Origin of the sequence: Leptospira gomenensis (assembly GCF_004770155.1) — a bacterium.
In the GTDB taxonomy this organism is placed as follows: domain Bacteria; phylum Spirochaetota; class Leptospiria; order Leptospirales; family Leptospiraceae; genus Leptospira; species Leptospira gomenensis.
The window spans coordinates 1-1822 of record NZ_RQFA01000086.1 but is presented as its reverse complement, the minus strand read 5'-3'; the positions used below and the strand labels follow the sequence as shown (position 1 = coordinate 1822).

Genomic DNA, 1822 nt, shown 5'->3' with positions numbered 1-1822 from the left:
CGTACTCACAAGCGTGAACAACGTCTACTTGAACGGTGTTCGTATTGCAGCGTTGAATGAAGCGGGAGCGCTTGCTTATTTTCTCACCGATCAAGTGGATTCCGTTTCACACGTGTTAGACGACGAGGGGAATACTCTTTCCAGAATACAATATCTTCCTTACGGAGAGACGTTTGTGCACAAAGGCGACACGAACTTTTCTCCGAAATACAATTCGCAGGAGCTGGATCGGGAGTCCGGTTTTTACTTTTACAACGCGAGGTATTACGATCCGGGGATTGCGAGATTTACCAGTGCGGATACGATCATCGACGGTGAGTTTGATACGCAGGGTTGGAACCGATTCTCGTATGTGAAGGGGAATCCGATTGGGGCGAAGGATCCGACGGGGCATGATGCTGTTGTAGATACTTTAGCTGGTGTAAACCACGTATTAAATAAGCTCGGAGATTCCTCTTACAAAGCTGGAACAGCTTCGAAAGACGGGTCTTTTTCCGGCAATTCTATCGGGTTACTTCATGATTCTGCTGGATTGATTTACAAAACTGCAGCAGCATTGGTACCCAAAAACCGGAAAGAATTAGAAGAGGCGGCAGTTACAGGGTATGGATCTCAACTTGCGAAAGCGACAGCAAAGGGGCTTGCGAAAGTTGGGATAGAAGGGACCGAAAAAGTAATAAAAAGCGGAAAAGCAATTGTAATTGGTGAAGGAATGAGCGCAGTAAAAACTGCCGCTAAAAATTTACAAAATCAAGGTGTTGATGCGAAATGGTACCAGGCTTGGAGTAAAAATTTCCCTAAAGGAAGAGAGATGACACCAAAGGAAATGAGTAATGCTCTTGAACGTAATGAGAAGTGGTTGAACTCTAAGATGAAAGAAGGATACAAAATTTATGATATTGGGCCTGATCTTAACAGACTTAAGTCGAGTCCGTTTTACGGACGCGAAAAAAGTTTAATTCAGGAAAAAAATTATCCAATAACACAAATACCTAGGCCAAAATGAAAAAACCAAGTTTTGATATTTTGATTAGAAAGTGTTTTAAGTTTCTTGAATTAGACTACCAATTTCGCTTTGTCAAATCTAAAAAAGAAAACTGGGGTTATGAGATTTTATATCTGAACGAGACAACGGGAGTCAAAATTATTTACGAATATAGAGAGTCATACATTTTTATAATTTTGTATAGACTTATTGATGGAGAGCTAATAGAAAATCCTGGGGAAATTTTTCAAAATACTAAATTAAATTGTTTTGGCTTAGATGATATAATAAACTTAAGAAACCCTTCAGCTTTACTTAGTCCCACTTACGAATATCCGGAAAATTCACATTATTTTAATAAAAAAAATGGATGGGAACAATATGTTTCTGATTTCGCAGAAAATCTAAAAACTTATGCAAGCGACGTCTTGAGTGGAAATTTCGAAATTTTTCAAACAATCGACCCAATAGTTAAGGAACGTGCAAACCGTAGGTTTCAATAGAGGAGTTGAACCTACCATCCCACTAACTCTCTTTCCCCGTGGCAGGGATCGAAGCGTGGTCAATAAATTGGTATTTGGAAGTATTGTTTTATTATTTTTCCTTTCTTTCAATTTATTGACCGGAGCTGAGAGCGCGTTCCTGCGGGAGCAGGAGCCACCCGAAACCAAATACGATTTGCTCGGCCGCGTCAGCCGTATCGATTATCCGGAACATCCGATTTCACACGGAAGGATGCGTGCTTGTTACGAATACGGAAGTGCAGGATATATCGAAGGGATATCTGTTCAAGTGAATACGAACGGAATTCTACCGGGCTATTGTAACAAGGACATC

General features: G+C 40.5%; 2 protein-coding genes and 1 pseudogene. All 3 read left to right on the top strand.

Annotated features, from left to right (window positions below; translation table 11 throughout):
• A partial coding sequence (locus EHQ17_RS19375) for an RHS repeat-associated core domain-containing protein (RefSeq protein ID WP_246057630.1) occupies positions 1-1006 on the top strand: 1006 nt, incomplete at its 5' end.
• Positions 1003-1488 (top strand): hypothetical protein, encoded by a 486-nt coding sequence (locus EHQ17_RS19370; protein ID WP_135589976.1) that lies wholly within the window; start codon positions 1003-1005, stop codon positions 1486-1488. The genes EHQ17_RS19375 and EHQ17_RS19370, both read left to right, overlap by 4 nt.
• A gap of 55 nt (positions 1489-1543) precedes the next feature.
• Positions 1544-1822: pseudogene (locus EHQ17_RS20015) on the top strand (RHS repeat domain-containing protein); the annotation flags it as partial.

Coding starts and splice junctions, on each gene's coding strand:
- EHQ17_RS19370 (WP_135589976.1), top strand. CDS start 1,003: ATGAAAAAACCAAGTTTTGATATTTTGATTAGAAAGTGTTTTAAGTTT.